This is a genomic window from Fusicatenibacter saccharivorans (assembly GCF_015557635.1).
Classification (GTDB): Bacteria; Bacillota; Clostridia; order Lachnospirales; family Lachnospiraceae; genus Fusicatenibacter; species Fusicatenibacter saccharivorans.
Genome location: NZ_JADNOP010000002.1, coordinates 36,449 through 51,318, shown reverse-complemented (window position 1 = coordinate 51,318; position 14,870 = coordinate 36,449). Strand labels below are relative to the sequence as shown.

Annotated in this window: 17 protein-coding genes, 2 pseudogenes and 1 riboswitch; of the genes and pseudogenes, 17 read left to right on the top strand and 2 right to left on the bottom strand. The window is 51.4% G+C overall.

What is annotated here, in order from left to right:
- Positions 1–86: 86 nt before the first annotated feature.
- The 11 genes and pseudogenes from I2G42_RS02170 to I2G42_RS16780 form a co-directional block, all read left to right on the top strand.
- Positions 87–1,466 carry an aminopeptidase gene (locus I2G42_RS02170; protein ID WP_055264766.1) on the top strand — a complete coding sequence of 460 codons (1,380 nt, stop codon included), beginning with the start codon at positions 87–89 and terminating at the stop codon, positions 1,464–1,466.
- A gap of 35 nt (positions 1,467–1,501) precedes the next feature.
- Positions 1,502–2,851 carry a hemolysin family protein gene (locus I2G42_RS02165; RefSeq protein WP_179973095.1) on the top strand — a complete coding sequence of 450 codons (1,350 nt, stop codon included), beginning with the start codon at positions 1,502–1,504 and terminating at the stop codon, positions 2,849–2,851.
- 8 nt (positions 2,852–2,859) lie between these two features.
- Positions 2,860–3,336 carry an Lrp/AsnC family transcriptional regulator gene (locus tag I2G42_RS02160; protein WP_055221452.1) on the top strand — a complete coding sequence of 159 codons (477 nt, stop codon included), beginning with the start codon at positions 2,860–2,862 and terminating at the stop codon, positions 3,334–3,336.
- 110 nt (positions 3,337–3,446) lie between these two features.
- Complete coding sequence (locus tag I2G42_RS02155; RefSeq protein WP_055221393.1) at positions 3,447–3,953, top strand: SEC-C metal-binding domain-containing protein; 507 nt, start codon at positions 3,447–3,449, stop codon at positions 3,951–3,953.
- An 82-nt stretch (positions 3,954–4,035) separates the two neighbouring features.
- Positions 4,036–4,587 carry a 4'-phosphopantetheinyl transferase family protein gene (locus I2G42_RS02150; protein WP_055228502.1) on the top strand — a complete coding sequence of 184 codons (552 nt, stop codon included), beginning with the start codon at positions 4,036–4,038 and terminating at the stop codon, positions 4,585–4,587.
- Between the two features lie 57 nt (positions 4,588–4,644).
- Positions 4,645–5,652 carry a stage III sporulation protein AA gene (gene spoIIIAA / locus I2G42_RS02145; protein WP_195530668.1) on the top strand — a complete coding sequence of 336 codons (1,008 nt, stop codon included), beginning with the start codon at positions 4,645–4,647 and terminating at the stop codon, positions 5,650–5,652.
- Positions 5,652–6,167 (top strand): stage III sporulation protein AB, encoded by a 516-nt coding sequence (locus I2G42_RS02140; RefSeq protein ID WP_055221399.1) that lies wholly within the window; start codon positions 5,652–5,654, stop codon positions 6,165–6,167. Before spoIIIAA ends, I2G42_RS02140 begins: the two co-directional genes overlap by 1 nt.
- A gap of 27 nt (positions 6,168–6,194) precedes the next feature.
- Positions 6,195–6,389, top strand: coding sequence for a stage III sporulation protein AC (gene spoIIIAC / locus I2G42_RS02135; RefSeq protein ID WP_022463192.1), 195 nt, complete (start codon positions 6,195–6,197; stop codon positions 6,387–6,389).
- 29 nt (positions 6,390–6,418) lie between these two features.
- Positions 6,419–6,802 carry a SpoIIIAC/SpoIIIAD family protein gene (locus I2G42_RS02130; protein ID WP_055221401.1) on the top strand — a complete coding sequence of 128 codons (384 nt, stop codon included), beginning with the start codon at positions 6,419–6,421 and terminating at the stop codon, positions 6,800–6,802.
- Entirely contained in the window at positions 6,789–7,955 is a 1,167-nt protein-coding gene (locus tag I2G42_RS02125; RefSeq protein WP_195530667.1) for a stage III sporulation protein AE, read from the top strand. Before I2G42_RS02130 ends, I2G42_RS02125 begins: the two co-directional genes overlap by 14 nt.
- Positions 7,927–8,058 (top strand): annotated as a pseudogene (locus I2G42_RS16780) (DUF6783 domain-containing protein); the annotation flags it as partial. The gene I2G42_RS02125 and the pseudogene I2G42_RS16780, both read left to right, overlap by 29 nt.
- On the opposite strand, the pseudogene I2G42_RS16775 reads toward I2G42_RS16780, so the two are convergent.
- Positions 8,008–8,136 (bottom strand): annotated as a pseudogene (locus I2G42_RS16775) (DUF6783 domain-containing protein); the annotation flags it as partial. The pseudogenes I2G42_RS16780 and I2G42_RS16775 sit on opposite strands and share 51 nt — an antisense overlap.
- Before the next feature lie 14 nt (positions 8,137–8,150).
- On the opposite strand from I2G42_RS16775, the gene I2G42_RS02120 reads away from it, so the two are divergent.
- The 3 genes from I2G42_RS02120 to I2G42_RS02110 are packed head-to-tail and all read left to right on the top strand — an operon-like array spanning position 8,151 to position 10,012.
- On the top strand, positions 8,151–8,705 hold the full coding sequence (locus I2G42_RS02120; RefSeq protein ID WP_195530666.1) for a stage III sporulation protein AF: 555 nt from the start codon (positions 8,151–8,153) through the stop codon (positions 8,703–8,705).
- Between the two features lie 4 nt (positions 8,706–8,709).
- Positions 8,710–9,279, top strand: a complete 570-nt coding sequence (locus tag I2G42_RS02115; RefSeq protein WP_055264760.1) for a hypothetical protein — start codon at positions 8,710–8,712, stop codon at positions 9,277–9,279.
- A gap of 13 nt (positions 9,280–9,292) precedes the next feature.
- A complete protein-coding gene (locus tag I2G42_RS02110; protein WP_243030613.1) occupies positions 9,293–10,012 on the top strand; it encodes a SpoIIIAH-like family protein in 720 nt (239 codons plus the stop codon).
- A 71-nt stretch (positions 10,013–10,083) separates the two neighbouring features.
- Here the strand turns inward: I2G42_RS02110 and I2G42_RS02105 are convergent, their stop codons facing one another.
- Complete coding sequence (locus I2G42_RS02105) at positions 10,084–10,752, bottom strand: energy-coupled thiamine transporter ThiT (protein WP_055221407.1); 669 nt, start codon at positions 10,750–10,752, stop codon at positions 10,084–10,086.
- A 65-nt stretch (positions 10,753–10,817) separates the two neighbouring features.
- A riboswitch (TPP riboswitch) is annotated at positions 10,818–10,927 on the bottom strand.
- Between the two features lie 152 nt (positions 10,928–11,079).
- On the opposite strand from I2G42_RS02105, the gene I2G42_RS02100 reads away from it, so the two are divergent.
- The 3 genes from I2G42_RS02100 to xylB all read left to right on the top strand — a co-directional run bounded on the left by I2G42_RS02100 (position 11,080) and on the right by xylB (position 14,870).
- On the top strand, positions 11,080–11,697 hold the full coding sequence (locus I2G42_RS02100) for a DUF4867 family protein (RefSeq protein ID WP_055221409.1): 618 nt from the start codon (positions 11,080–11,082) through the stop codon (positions 11,695–11,697).
- Positions 11,698–11,806: 109 nt separating this feature from the next.
- A complete protein-coding gene (locus I2G42_RS02095) occupies positions 11,807–13,273 on the top strand; it encodes an L-fucose/L-arabinose isomerase family protein (RefSeq protein ID WP_055221457.1) in 1,467 nt (488 codons plus the stop codon).
- A gap of 124 nt (positions 13,274–13,397) precedes the next feature.
- Positions 13,398–14,870 carry a xylulokinase gene (xylB, locus tag I2G42_RS02090; RefSeq protein ID WP_173830025.1) on the top strand — a complete coding sequence of 491 codons (1,473 nt, stop codon included), beginning with the start codon at positions 13,398–13,400 and terminating at the stop codon, positions 14,868–14,870.

The window sequence follows — 14,870 nt, the reverse complement described above, 5'->3', positions numbered from 1 at the left end:
GAGATCGCAATCATGACCGGAAGCCCGATTAGATTCAGAAAAATACGGCACGGATCAGATAAAGAAAACAGAAAGAGAGAAAAGCTATGGAACGAAAAACAGCATGGAATGAGTACAAGAAAAAAGATATGAAAAAGCTGGAAAAATTAAACGCCGGCTACCGCGCATTCCTGGACAACGGAAAAACAGAGCGCGAGTGCGTAAAAGAGAGCGTGCGCCAGGCGGAAGAGGCTGGATACGTAAACCTTGACACTTACGTAAAAGAAAACCGTGCATTAAAACCAGGCGACAAAGTTTACGCCGTATGCATGAAAAAAGCCATCGCACTGTTCCAGATCGGAACAAGACCGCTGACCGAAGGTATGAACATCCTCGGCGCACACATCGATTCCCCGCGTCTCGATGTAAAACAGAACCCGCTGTATGAGGACAACGGATTTACATATCTCGATACCCACTACTACGGCGGTATCAAAAAATGGCAGTGGGTAACCCTTCCACTTGCCATCCACGGTGTGGTAGCGAAAAAGAACGGCGAAGTCGTTGATGTTGTGATCGGTGAGGACGACAACGATCCGGTATTCTGCGTGACAGACCTTCTGATCCACCTCTCCAGAGAGCAGCAGACAAAACCGGCAAACACTGTTGTAGAGGGCGAAAACCTTGACCTTCTGATCGGAAGCCAGCCGCTCGAAGGAACTGAGAAAGAGGCAGTCAAAGCCATGACCTTAAAACTCTTAAACGACAAATACGGCATCGAAGAAGAGGATTTCCTCTCAGCAGAGCTTGAGATCGTACCGGCCGGAAAAGCACGCGAGCTTGGTATGGATGCCAGCATGATCCTTGCATACGGCCAGGATGACCGTGTATGCGCATACACCTCTCTTGTTGCAATGCTCGAAGTAGAAGCACCGGAGAAGACCTCCTGCTGCCTGCTCGTAGACAAAGAGGAGATCGGAAGCGTCGGTGCAACCGGTATGCAGTCTCATTTCTTCGAGAACACCATGGCAGAGCTGCTTGCACTTGCAGGCGAGGGAACAGAACTGGCCCTTCGAAGATGCCTTGCTTCCTCCAGAATGCTCTCTTCTGATGTCAGCGCAGCATTTGATCCGCTATATGCAGCAGCATTTGAGAAGAAAAATGCAGCCTTCTTCGGAAAAGGTATCGTCATCAACAAATTTACCGGTTCCGGCGGAAAAGGCGGTTCCAACGATGCCAATGCAGAGTATGTCGGAGCACTCCGCGCTATTTTCGATGATGCCAAAGTAAACTGGCAGACCGCAGAGCTTGGTAAAGTTGATGTCGGAGGCGGCGGAACCATCGCTTACATCATGTCCCTGTACGGCATGGAAGTCATCGACTCCGGTGTACCGGTATTAAGCATGCATGCTCCGTGGGAAGTAACCAGCAAAGCAGATATCTACGAGGCAAAGAAAGCCTATGTAGCATTCTTAAAGAACGCATAAGAATCTAATGCAAGATATGAGGAGGTTTGAATCGTTTGGACAGTGACATAGTCGGCAGTATTCTTTTGCAGGTCGTATTGATAGCGGTCAATGCGGTATTTGCCTGCGCGGAGATCGCTGTGGTCTCCTGTAACGACGCTAAACTGGAAAAAATGGCACAGGAGGGAAACAAGAAAGCGGCAAAGCTGTTCCGTCTGACGGAGCAGCCGTCGCGTTTCCTCGCAACCATACAGGTTGTCATCACTCTCTCCGGATTTTTAGGAAGTGCTTTTGCGGCAGAAAACTTTTCGGGCAGATTCGTCTCGGTCCTGGTGGATGCGGGCGTGCAGATCCCGGAAAAGACGCTGGATGCCATTGCCGTCGTGCTGATTACGCTGCTTTTATCCTATATTACCCTGATTTTCGGTGAACTCGTGCCAAAGCGTCTTGCGATGCACAACTCTGAGAAAATCGCACTTGGCGTATCCGGTCTTGTGACCACCGCCTCGAAAATTTTTGCCCCGCTGGTCGGACTTTTAACGGTATCGACAAACGGTATCCTGCGCCTTTTCGGCATTGACCCGAACGAGGACGATGATCAGGTAACAGAGGAAGAAATCCGGATGATGGTAGATGCCGGCAGCGAAAAAGGTACCATCGACAACGAAGAAAAAGATATGATTCAGAACGTATTTGAGTTCGATGATCTGACGATCGACGAAATCTGCGTCCACAGGACCGATGTGGATCTTCTGTGGGTGGAGGATTCGATTGAGGAGTGGGAGCAGCTCATCCATGAGAGCCGCCACTCGTATTACCCGGTCTGCGGCGAAACTGTGGACGATATCATCGGCGTTCTGGATGCCAAGGATTATTTCCGGCTTCGCACCAAGGACCGCGATCATGTCATGAAAGAAGCAATCAAACAGCCTTATTTTGTTCCTGAAAACATCAAGGCTGCCACGCTGTTCCAGAACATGAAAAAGACCGGCAACTATTTTGCCGTGGTTCTGGATGAGTACGGCGGCATGGATGGAATTATCACCGTGCGTAACCTGATCGAGCAGCTTGTCGGGGACTTGAATGATGAGGCGGAGATCGGGCAGCCATCGGAAATTGAGCTGATTTCCACAGACACCTGGAAAATCATGGGAAGTGCCTCGTTGGATGATGTGGCGGAGGAACTGAAGATCAAACTGCCGGTCGATGAATATGAAACGTTCGGCGGCTACATTTTCGGCGAACTCGGTGCGGTTCCGGATGACGGCAGCCAGTTTGAACTCGAGACCGACGATCTCTGGATCAAGGTCATGCGGGTCAAAGAACATCGCGTGGAAAATACGGTGGTAAAGAAACTGCCTCCGAAAGAAAAAGGAGAGCAGGAGGAACGTAAGGAGAGGGAATGAAACGTGAATTGGATACAGCAGACCGGAAAATTGTGGAACTGCTGCAGGAAGATGCAAGGCTTCCGCTCAAAAGTATTGCAGACAAGGTAAGTCTCACTTCGCCGACGGTTTCGGCGAGAATCGACCGCCTGGAAAAGGACGGGGTGATCACCGGCTACCGCGCGAGTGTGAACCCGGAGGTTTTCGACTATCGGATCAAGGCATTCATCAATCTGGAGGTTGAGCCGGTGCGGAAAAAGGAATTCTATCCGTACATCACCGACTGTCCGAATGTGATCGAGTGCAACTGCGTGACCGGCGACTATTCGATGCTGATGGAGGTTGTGTTCCACACGACATCTGAGCTGGATCAGTTTATCGGCCAGCTTCAGCATTTTGGAAGAACGAAGACGCAGATCGTGTTCTCTACATCGGTGGAACACAGAGGAATTCCGCTCGGCGATACCAGAATCCCGATTCTGGAGCAGGAAGAAGAAAAAGGTTGATTTTCTGCGGACTTTCCGATATACTAAAGCGTGTTACAAAAACCGGAATCCCGCTAGGGGACGGCGCGAAAAAACGCGCTCAGAGAAACAGATAAAGGATGGATAATAACATGAGTTTATTACAGAATTGGCGTGATATCGCCTATAATCAGGAAGCAGACAAAAAACAGCTCCAGCAGTTTTGGACCAATTATTTCCTGATTGAGAAAAACATTTACGAGCAGCTTCTTTCCAACCCGGATGAAGTGGTAAAAGGAACCGTAAAAGAGCTGGCAGAGAAATACAAAGTGGACGTTATGACCATGGTTGGTTTCCTGGACGGCATCAACGACAGCCTTGTGATCCCGAACCCGATCGAGGAGATGGAAGAGGATACCGTTGTTACACTGGCTTACGATAAAGAGCTTCTGTACAAAAACATGGTAGACGCAAAAGCAGACTGGCTGTACAACCTGCCGATGTGGGATGAGATCTTCACAGAAGAGCAGAAGAAAACGCTTTACATGGAGCAGAAAAAATCCGGCACTGTAATCAAAGGCAAAAAAATCGGAAGAAACGATCCATGCCCGTGCGGAAGCGGAAAGAAATACAAATATTGCTGCGGTAAAAACGCATAAGAAAGAATTTTCGAGAAGAGACCGGGGAGCCGAAAGTTGAAAGGCTTCGCGGTCTCTTTTTCTATGAAGAGGGAGAAGCAGGATGCAGGAGACGGTAGTTTATCTGAAAAAAATTACACAGCCGGAGGGCGAAAAAAAAGAGCTGGAACGGGAACTCTCGCAGTGCGGATGGGAGCTGTTCCGGATGGGAATGCAGGAACAGTATGGGCTGGATGGAGAAAAGATAACGATCGAACGGAATGCGCACGGAAAACCGTACCTGCCGGGGCATCCGCAGATCTGTTTTAATATTTCTCATTCGGGGGAATACGCTGCCTGCGCTTTTGCTTCCATTCCGATCGGCATGGATCTGCAGCAGCACCGCCGCGCTGCCTGGGAGCGCATGGCAGAACGGTATTTTTCCGCCGAAGACCAGAAACACCTTGCCGCAGCGGAGAATGCTGAAACGCTGTTTTTCCGGATCTGGACCGAGGAGGAGAGCTACGGCAAGTGGAGGGGAACCGGTCTTTCGGGTTCTCTTGGAACGGAAAAGAAAGAGGGCTTCTGCACGCATTTCAGTCCGGAGAAAGGATATGAAGGCGCCGTCTGGGCAGCGGAGCCCGTGAAAATCTGCATGAAAAGAATAGAACCATAAAAACCGTGCATAACCTGTCCCGCCATCTCATATATATAACGATAAGAGGTGGTGAAGATGAAAAGGACAGGAAGACAAAAGGATATTGTTACGCCAGAGAAAAAACAGGAGCAAAGGGAACTTTTGCGCCTGTTTTCTGCGAATATACGGAAAATTCTGAAAAACACAGATCTGCTGGCCGATGACCTGCAGGAAATCCGTCTGCGGACCGGCGCGCCGCTTCTGGTGGTCGCAAAGGATCAGGAGTACTTTCTGACCCAGGACGGAGCACTGACCGGGGAGTGGGAGAAAGGTTATCCCGTCTCACCGACGGATATCCGCGATACGATGGATTACATAGGAAGTTTTTCCCTCTACGCCTACGAGGATGAACTGCGGCAGGGTTTTCTGACCGTGGAGGGCGGCCACCGGATCGGCATTGCCGGAAAGACGGTAATCGAAGGGGAAAAGGTGAAAGGCATCAGCCATATATCCTGCATCAACGTGCGGGTTGCTCATGAGAAAAAGGGCTGCGCGGACCGAGTGATGCCGTACCTTTGGGAAGACGGCCGTTTCCTGCACACCCTGATTGTCTCCGCACCCGGCTGCGGCAAAACGACGATGCTGCGCGATATCATCCGCCAGATTTCGGACGGGGAATCGCCGTATCCGGGGCTGACCGTCGGTGTGGTCGATGAACGGAGCGAGATCGCAGGCTGCTATCTCGGCGTTGCGCAGAATGATGTCGGCATCCGCACCGATGTGCTCGACTGCTGTCCGAAGGCGGAGGGCATGATGATGCTGATCCGCGCCATGTCGCCCGATGTGGTGGCAGTCGATGAGATCGGAACGGGCGAGGACATCCGTGCGATCGAGTCCGTCGTTAACTGCGGGTGCAAGCTGCTCGCGACCGTGCATGGCAATTCCATGGAGGATATGAAGCAGAAGCCTCTCCTGAACCGCCTCGTGGAATCCCACGTTTTCGAGCGGTACATCGTGCTGGATGCGAAACCCCACGCCGGAAGTGTACAGGCTATTTTTGACGGAAGAGGAACGACACTGTACCGAAGGGAGGCGTTTCTGTGATGCGGCTTGCAGTTTTACTGGCGGCTTCTCTTGCCTGCGTCGGGATCGGCTTTGCAAAGAGTGCGGCGCTGTCGGCCCATGTGAAAGATCTGGAAACACTGCAGAAAATTATCCAGTATCTGCGTGGAGAGATTGTGACGGCGGCTTCCCCGCTGCCGGATGCGTTCTGGGAGACGGGAAGGCGGATGCGGGATCCGTACCGGGATTTTTTACAGGATATTTCCGAGGATATGCGCCGCCCGGACGGAAAGACACTGCCGGCGATTCTGGAAGAGAATACGGCAGTCCACCTGGCGGATACACGCCTTACAAAAGAAGAAAAAGAAGAGCTGCAGGAGGCCGGATGCAGCCTTGGCACCGGGGACCGCGCCATGCAGAAGGCGAATCTGGACCGGTATGAGGCACGCCTTGTGCAGCGGATCGCGGAACTGCAGAAAGGATTGCCGGAAAGGAAGAGGCTCTGTCAGAGTCTTGGAATCATGGGAGGCCTTTTTTTATTTTTGATTCTGGTTTAGGGCGTGTCTGAAAACGGAGGAGCAGGCGTGGAGGTCGGGATTCTATTTAAAATCGGGGCAGTCGGGATTCTGGTATCGGTCCTGTGCCAGGTATTAAAACACAGCGGCCGGGAAGAACAGGCATTTCTTGCAAGCCTTGCCGGTCTTGTGCTGGTGCTGTTCTGGATTCTTCCCTATATTTCCGCGCTGTTTGAGGACATCAAACAACTGTTTACAATTTAAGAGCAGGGAGAAAAAACGGAGGGGATTATATGGATATACTTCGGATCGCTGCGCTTGGCACGGCGGGCGTGCTGCTTGGAATCACAGTAAAGGGAGCAAAGCCGGAATTTGCCCTTCTTGTGACGGTCGGTGCCGGCCTCTGCATTCTTGCCGGGACCGTCGGAAAAATGCAGTATCTGCTCGGCATGCTCGCACAAATGAAATCGTATCTCCCGGTGGACTCATCGTATCTGAATACGCTGCTGAAAATGCTTGGGATCACGTATGTGGGGCAGTTTTCCGCCGGGATCTGTAAGGATGCGGGCTATTCTTCCATTGCAGGGCAGATTGAACTGTTCGCCCGCCTGGCGGTCCTTGCCGTCAGTATGCCAGTGCTGCTCGCTCTGCTGGAAACGGTTCATGATTTTCTGTAAAAAAGCCGGATGGGGCATGGCGCTGCTTTTTCTGTGTCTCATTTTCGGAACGGGAAGAACGCAGAAAATCGAAGCAGCGGATACCGAAACGGATCAGGCAGCAGCAGCGCAGGACGAACTTCTTGCAGAACTCGACTTCGATGCAATCCAGCAGGAAGTGGACAGCCTGCTGTCCAGCCAGCAATTTTCTTTTGCCGGTACGGTGCGTTCTCTTTTGCAGGATGGCGATCCCTTCTGCACCTTCCGTGCCGGAAATGCCGTTCTCTCCTGTGCCAAAACAGCATTCCTTGCGCAGAAGGGGCTGATGAAGGAGCTGTTTCTCCTCGTTCTGGCAGGCGCGGTGCTCGGCAGTTTTTCCTCTCTCTTTGAAGGAAAACAGGTCAGGGACGCCAGTTTTTATATGGTCTATCTGCTTGCGCTTGCACTGATTCTGAAAAATTTCCAGTCGAGCGGGGAAAACCTAAAAGCTGTCATCACATCGCTGGTCGCTTTTATGCGGATACTGACGCCATCCTACTATCTGGCGGCCGCGGCCGCCGGTGGCGCATCATCAGCCGTGATGTTTTATCAGATGCTCCTTCTAGTGATTCTGGCTGTCGAAAAGCTTCTGCTCGCCCTCGTTCTCCCGATGATCCATATCTATCTGCTCATCGCCCTTGTAAACGATCTTTCCGGCGAGGAGATTTTGTCCCATATGACAGAGCTGCTGGAAACCTGCGTGAACGGCCTTTTAAAATCGTCGCTCGGCGTACTTGTGGGAATGCAGATGATCCGGAATCTGATCGCACCGGCGCTCGATTCCCTGCGGCAGATGGCACTCTGGCGGACTGCCGGAATGATTCCCGGCATCGGAAATGCGGTGAATGCTGTAACCGAGTTGGTGGCAGGCTCCGCGGTGCTGATCCGCAACTGCTTTGGCGTGACGGCAATGCTGGTACTGCTCGCAGCAGGCATGGTCCCCGCCGTTCAGCTTCTCGTTTCGGGTCTTTCCTTCCGCCTTCTCGCCGCGGCGGCGCAGCCCGTCTCGGACAAGCGGATTGCGGGATGTCTTGCGGCGGCAGGAAAAGGATATGCGATGCTTCTGCGTCTCCTTCTGACCGTAGAAGTCCTGTTTCTGCTGACGATTGCAATCCTGGCGGGAACTTTTTCCTAGAGCTTGTCTGAAAAAGGCTTTTCGTGAGCTGCGAGTCCCAGTTTGTGGGAGATTTTATCCGAATGAGGGCGGCGTAGCGGGCTACGGCAACCGAATGAGGGTAAAATATACCGCAAAGTGGGGCTTGCAGCTTGCGGAAATGGTTTTTCAGACACGCTCTAGCGTGTAGTTGGGCAGGCAGCGGCGGGAGGCGGCATGGTAGAAGAGATTCTGCAGTGGCTTAAGAATATTTCAATTTTTCTGATTTTTATGACAACTGTGCTGAACCTGATCCCGGAGAAGGAGGACAAGAAGCCGGTTCAGTTTTTTCTTGGAATTGTGATGGTACTGATTTTTTTCCAGCCCGTGCTAAAAGCGGGAGGTTTGGAGCAGAAAATGGCGCAGACGCTCGACCGTCTGACGCTGGAAGAGGAGGCAGCAGCAATGGAAAATGTACAGATTCGTGCAGAAAGCTTTGAAAAACAGTATTACGTGGGCGCCTGGGAAAAAGAGACGGAGCGCCAGATCCGGATGTATCTGTCAGAGAGCGGCATTCCGGGGGCAGCCGTTTCGGTAACGCTGGAGCCGGGAAACACCGGTGAGGCAAAAGAGATCCGCATTGAAGCGCCGATGCGGCAGACGAGCATTTACCGCGAAGAACAGAAAAAACAGCGGGAAATGCTCGATGAAAAGCTGACAGAGATCAAAAGTGTTTTAAGTGAGGTCTACGGAACCGATCCGGTGCATATTATGATAGAGATTTCGGAATAGGCCTATGAGGGAAAAGGCAGCGGCGTTTTTCCGGAAACAGAAAAAGGAGCAGTGGATGCTGTACTTCCTGCTGGCGGCAATCGGCGTTGTCCTGCTGCTGCCGACGGGAACAAAAAAGACCGGTGAGGAGACAGAACAGCCGCAGGAGACGGCTGCGCGTCCGGCGGGAGATGCGGGACTTTCGGTGCAGGAGGAGATGGAACAGCGCCTTTGTGACGCACTTTCCCAGATGGACGGTGTGGGCGCAGTGCATGTTGTGGTGACGCTGGAATCCACAGGAAAAAAGATTGTGGAAAAAGATGTCCCAACGCGGAGCACAACGGAGGAAAACAAGAAGGGAGAGGAGACCGGAAGCGTTACATCCTCATCGCAGGATGAGGCAACTGTCTATGAAAAGACACAGAACGGAGCCGAGACACCGTATGTGGTTTCCGAGGAGTACCCGGCGGTGCGCGGCGTGCTCGTTATCGCAGAAGGCGGGGGAAACCCGGTGACGATACAGGAGATTCAGGAGGCCGTGATGGCATTATTTCAGGTGGGCGCAAATAAGATTAAAGTAGTCAAAATGAAGTAAAGGAGTCAAATGCGTGGAAAAATTAGAACAGGAAATGAATGCACCTGAGAAAATGGCAGAGACACCATCGCCGAAAAAGACGGCCGGGAAAAAGAAAAAATTCCGGAAAAACCAGGTCATCATCACCGCCCTTGCGATCATGATCGCCGTCGCCGGATACATCAACTATGCTGACAGCACCCTGTCCACCAAAGGAACGGCAGACGGAACCACCGCAGACACAAGCACCGTATTAAAAGACATCTCCAGCCTTGACACTGACATCACCGATGAGGTGGACGCCGGAGCCGCTGGTGATTCCTCGCGGACCATCACAGAAACACCGGGAGAGGCTGTCCTTGCCGGGGCATCTACATACATGGCCCAGGCCAGAATCGACCGCGAACAGATCCGTTCCCAGAACAAAGACACCTTAAACGAAATCATCAACAACACCAACCTTTCCGAAACCGAGCGCCAGAGCGCCGTCCAGAGCATGGTGGAAATGACGGAACTCGTAGAAAAAGAGTCGGCAACCGAACTCCTCCTCGAAGCCAAAGGCTTCAACGATGTCGTCGTAAACCTGACCGGCGAAACCGCCGACATCGTCGTTCCGATGAAAGAAGTAACCGAGGAACAGCGTGCCCAGATCGAAGACATCGTAACCCGCAAAACCGGAATCGGCGTAGAAAACATCGTCATCACCCCCATGAGCTCCGCCGCCGACACAGCCGCAGAGGAGAGTGCTCAGTAAATTTTGATATCCACGTAAAAAATCCGGAAACGCAAAATCATGCGTTCCCGGATTTTTTCACGTAATCCTATTTAATTTGCACCATGTGCCGTTCTTGCAACCGTCTGCAGTGCTTTCTTCACCGGCGGCAGCGAGATCAGAATCACCGTCAGCACACCTTCAGCCAGCAGATAGCTGTAGTTGTAAATAATCGGATACAGCGCCTTCAAAGACTGCGGGAAATTCTCCGGCATATAATCCATCCAGTACAGATACCCGCCTAACGTATGGAAAAATCCCCTCGCCAGCACAGCTACAATATACCCGATCAGCAGCCCGTTTTTCTTCTTTCCAAAGAATCCGGCCACACCCAGCGCCGCAAACGCAAACACATAATCACAGCACACCTGGAACAGCGACAGCACATACGGCCCCTGGATAAACTGCAGCAGTCCATAAGCAAAACCAACGAGAATACCCGTCTTCGCCCCATACCAGTTCGCAATCAGCACAATAAACAGCATCGAAAACAACGTAACCGATCCCCCGTACGGCAGTTCAAACACCTTCACATACGAAGTCACAAACGCCAGCGCCATCCCCATCGCACAAAACGCCAGCTTCCTTGCATCCATTCCCGTCCCCTTACTCTTCTGAGCAGAAAGAACCGAAGCAATCACCACCAGCGCCACCATCAGCACCACGCATCCAACATAACCGGCCGTCGTCAGTCCGCCGTCAGCAGTAACAAAAAAACTCATAAAAAAACCTCCTTCGCATTCCGCTTGGAGGGGCTCACATAAAAACACAGTCCCGAATCACCTCCGAAACCACGTTCCAGCTTCCCTACGCAGGAATTATCCCGTTCAGGTAGTGAGGGTCCGTGAGCTTATCCCTGTCCCACGTTCTCAGCCAAAGGCTCCCCTAGCGTCTTATTATTTTAACGTATTAAAGTATACCAACCTCCCCCTTATTTGTCAACCTACCCGTTTTTTCATCCAAATACATGTTGACAAGAAGTACATACAAGTGCTATATTACAATTAGTTCAATCATTAAACTAATTGTACGAAAGGAGCACCAACACAATGCAGATTCTGAAAGTAACAGACGAAGCATTCCGCCAGTACGGCAAAGTCATCAAAGACCTCGACGTCAGCGACATCATCACCGCCATGTCCGAGACCCCATGTCCCGACGACGTAGTCTACGAGCCTTCCATTGAAAGCCTCGAAGCCTGCAAAAGCGCCCAGTCCGTATCCGACAGCCTCTACGGCGGCATGCCGATCCAGATCGGCTACTGCAACGGCCACAACCATTTACTGAACGCCGTAGAATACCACCGCGACAGCGAAATCAACATCGCCGTAACCGACCTGATCCTGATCCTCGGAAAAGAACAGGACATCACCGAAGACCACACCTACGACTCATCCAAAATGGAGGCCTTCTTAATCCCGGCCGGAACCACCATTGAAGTCTACGCAACCACCCTCCACTACGCACCATGCAACGTGGCAGCCAGCGGCTTCAAATGCGTCGTAGTCCTTCCAAAAGGAACCAATACCGACATCACCCTGGAAGAAAAACACACCCCGGAAGACGACCTGCTCTTCGCCAGAAACAAATGGCTCTTAAGCCACCCGGATGCAAACATCGCTGGAAGCGTAGCAGGCATCAAAGGAGAAAACCTCTCGGTAAAATAAAACCAGAGACAAAACCAGAAATCAGAAACACTGCCCCAAAAGAGCAGTTCTGAACATAAAAAGAAACCAAAAACCAAGAAAACCAAAAAAAGGAGGATCTTCAAAAATGATCAACAATACACCGGAAATCAAATTAGGTATCGTTGCAGTAAGCCGTGACTGCTTCCCGAACAGCCTTTCCGAGAACAGAAGAAAAGCAGTCGTAAAAGCATACGACGGAGAAATCTACGAATGTCCAATCATCGTCGAGAATGAAATCGACATGATGAACGCACTCGAAGACCTGAAAAAAGCAGAGTGTGATGCACTTGTTGTATACCTTGGAAACTTCGGACCGGAGACCGAGGAAACCCTGCTTGTAAAATACTTCGACGGACCTTGCATGGTAGTAGCAGCAGCAGAAGAGACCGGCGACGACCTTGTAGGCGGACGCGGCGATGCATACTGCGGCGTTCTGAACGCAAGCTACAACCTGAAACTGCGCAACCTGCACGCATACATTCCAGAGTACCCGGTTGGCGATGCAGAAGACGTAGCAGCCATGATCAAAGATTTCGTACCGGTTGCAACTGCAGTTGTAGCTGTTAAGAACCTGAAAATCATCAGCTTCGGACCGCGTCCGACCAACTTCCTGGCATGTAACGCACCGATCAAACAGCTGTACAACCTCGGCGTAGAAATCGAAGAGAACTCCGAGCTTGACCTGTTTGAAGCATTCAACAAACACGCAGGCGACGAGAGAATCCCGGCAGTCGTAGAAGATATGGCAAAAGAGCTCGGCGAAGGAAACCTGAAACCGGAAATCCTGCCGAAACTGGCTCAGTACGAGATCACCTTGTTAGACTGGATCGAAGCACACAAAGGCTCCAGAAAATACGTAACCCTGACCGGAAAATGCTGGCCGGCATTCCAGACACAGTTCGGATTCGTTCCTTGCTATGTCAACAGCCGTCTGACCAAGATGGGCATCCCGGTATCCTGTGAGGTAGATATCTACGGAACACTGTCCGAGTTCATCGGAACCGTTGTATCCAAAGACACCGTAACACTCCTCGACATCAACAACACCGTTCCGAAGGATATGTATGAGAGCGAAATCAAAGGCAAATTTGATTACACATTAAAAGATACCTTCATGGGATTCCACTGCGGAAATACCGCTTCCACCAAACTGGCATTCTGCTCTATGAAATATCAGATGATCATGGCAAGAACCCTTCCGGAAGAAGTAACACAGGGTACCCTCGAGGGAGATATCGTTCCTGGAGACATCACCTTCTATCGTCTGCAGAGCACATCTGACGCAAAACTGCGCGGATACATCGCAGAGGGCGAGGTTCTTCCTGTAGCAACACGTTCCTTCGGAAGCATCGGTATCTTCGCTATTCCGGAGATGGGCAGATTCTACCGTCACGTACTGGTAGAGAAAAACTATCCGCATCACGGCGCAGTAGCATTCGGACACTTCGGAAAACCGTTATTCGAAGTATTCAAAATGCTCGGTGTTGAAGTAGATGAGATCGGCTACAACCAGCCGAAGGGTGTTCGTTACCCGACAGAGAATCCGTGGGGCTAATCCGTTCCGGAAGAATCACTGAAAAATAAGAAAGATATGCAGTAACGCATAAGCAAAAGGGCGGAGCAGAGATCTAGGTCTGCTGCCGCCCTTTTTGAAAAAGAGTAGAAAAAGGAGATTCGACATGTATTTTATTGGTGTTGACCTTGGTACTTCCGCTGTCAAACTGCTTCTGATGGACGAGGAAGGCAAAATTGTAAATATTGTATCGAGAGAGTATCCGCTGTATTTCCCGCATCCAGGCTGGTCTGAGCAGAAACCGGAAGACTGGTGGGAGCAGAGCAAAGAGGGAATCCGCGAGCTGGTAAAAGACGTAGACAAATCCCAGGTAGCCGGCATCAGCTTCGGCGGCCAGATGCATGGCCTTGTCATCCTGGATGAGAACGATAACGTCATCCGCCCGGCGATCCTCTGGAACGACGGCCGTACCGCAAAACAGACCGATTATCTGAACACCGTAATCGGAAAAGAAAAACTCTCCGAGTACACCGCAAACATTGCATTTGCAGGCTTTACCGCACCGAAGATTCTCTGGGTGAAAGAAAATGAGCCGGATAACTTCGAAAAAATCTGCAAAATCATGCTTCCAAAAGATTACCTGGCATACCGTCTCTCCGGCGCATTCGTAAGCGACTACTCCGATGCATCGGGCATGCTTCTGATGGATGTCAAGAACAAATGCTGGTCCAAAGAGATGGCAGAAATCTGCGGTATTTCCCTGGAGATGCTGCCGGAGCTCCATGAGAGCTTTGACGCTGTCGGAACCTTAAAACCGGAAGTAGCAGCAGAACTTGGACTGCCGGAGACCTGTAAAGTTGTAGCAGGAGCCGGAGACAACGCAGCAGCCGCAGTCGGAACCGGAACCGTAGGCGACGGCATGTGCAACGTTTCCCTTGGTACAAGCGGAACCGTATTCATTTCCAGCAACAAATTCGGCGTAGACAGCCACAATGCCCTGCACGCATTCGCACACGCAGACGGCCACTATCACCTGATGGGATGCATGCTGAGTGCAGCTTCCTGCAACAAATGGTGGATGGATGAAATCATCCGCACAAAAGAATATACAAAAGAGCAGGAGAACATCACAAAACTTGGCGAGAATAATGTATTCTTCCTGCCGTATCTGATGGGCGAGCGTTCCCCGCACAACAACCCGGATGCAAGAGGAACCTTCATCGGCCTGACCATGGACACCACAAGAGAGGATATGACCCAGGCTGTTCTCGAGGGCGTTGCCTTTGCGATCCGCGATTCCTTTGAGGTAGCAAAATCCCTCGGTATCCAGATCGAGAGAACGAAAATCTGCGGAGGCGGTGCAAAGAGCCCGCTGTGGAGACGCATGATCGCAAACGTGCTGAACATCAAAGTGGACCGTATTGAGTCCGAGGAAGGCCCGGCACTTGGCGGAGCCATGCTGGCAGCCGTTGCCTGCGGTGTCTTTTCATCCGTAGAAGAGGCGGCAGAAAAAATTGTTCGTGTGACAGAGACCATCGAGCCGGAACCGGAACTGGTTGAGAAATATGAGCGCCAGTATCGGAAATTTGCAAAGATTTATCCGACCGTAAAAGATCTGTTTACAGAGCTGCTGCAATAA